Genomic DNA, 1,213 nt, shown 5'->3' on the forward strand with positions numbered 1-1,213 from the left:
TGCCAGATGATGCCCTGGGTGAAGATCTTGTGCTCGTACAGTGCAATCAGGGCGCCCAGAGAGCGCGGCGTCACCTTGTCCATCAACAGGGTGTTGGTCGGGCGATTGCCACGGTGCACCTTGTGGGCCACGATTTCTTCAATCCGCGCCTCATCCATACCCTTGGCCTTGAGGTCCGCACGCACCTGATCGGCGTCGATGCCCTTCATCAGCGCCTCGGTTTGCGCGAACATATTGGCCATCAGCGCATCGTGATGTCCTTCCACTTCAATGGTGGGCTTCACCGAGCCAATAAAGTCGGCGGGGATGATGTCGGTTCCCTGGTGCAGGAACTGATAGAAGGCGTGCTGGCCGTTAATGCCCACCTCGCCCCAGATCAGCGGCACGCTGCCGTAGGTCAGGGTCTCACCTTCCCAGTTGACCGACTTGCCGTTGCTTTCCATTTCGGCCTGTTGCATGTAGGCCGGGAAGCGGTGCAGGCACTGGTCGTAAGGCAGCAGGGCATGGGAGGGATAACCGAGGAAGTTGCGGTTCCAGATACCGACCAGGGCCAGCATGACCGGGGCGTTTTCCGCCAAGGGGGCTTCGCAGAAGTGGCGATCCATTTCATAGGCGCCCTGCAGCAACTCCTCAAAGGCATCAAAGCCCTGTTGCAACGCGATGGGCAGCCCGATGGTGGACCAGAGCGAGAAACGACCGCCGACCCAGTCCCACATTTCAAAGATGTTTTTCTCCGCTACACCGAACTCCACGGCCTTCTTCACATTGGACGATACGGCCACGAAATGCTGGCTGGTCGTGGACTCGGAACCGCCGCCTTTGAGGAACCAGGCCCGGGCGGTGTTCGCGTTGGTGATGGTTTCCAGCGTGGTAAAGGTCTTGGAGGCCACGATAAACAGGGTGGTTTCGGGATTGACCCGCTCCAGCACCTGGGCGATCTGGAAACCGTCCACGTTCGAGACGTAGTGGGTGCGCAGCGTATCGTCGCTGTAGGCGCTCAGCGCTTCGGTGACCATCAGCGGCCCGAGGTTGGAACCACCAATGCCGATGCTGACAATATCGGTGATCGACTTGCCGGAAAAACCTTTCCACTCGCCGGAGCGCACGCTGGTGACCAGCTCGCGCATATGATTCAGCTCGCGCTCTACCTGAGGGCGAACATCCTTGCCGTCCACCATGATCGGCTTGCCCGACTTGTCCCGCAGCGCCACGT

The 1,213-nt window shown here is 59.9% G+C and carries 1 protein-coding gene; it reads right to left on the reverse strand.

Going from position 1 to position 1,213, the window contains the following annotated elements:
* Positions 1 to 1,213: glucose-6-phosphate isomerase (pgi, locus tag B3187_RS11890; protein WP_286806675.1), on the reverse strand; the 1,213-nt coding region annotated here is incomplete at both ends.

The organism is Marinimicrobium sp. UBA4209, from assembly GCF_002381585.1.
Taxonomy (GTDB): domain Bacteria; phylum Pseudomonadota; class Gammaproteobacteria; order Pseudomonadales; family Cellvibrionaceae; genus Marinimicrobium; species Marinimicrobium koreense.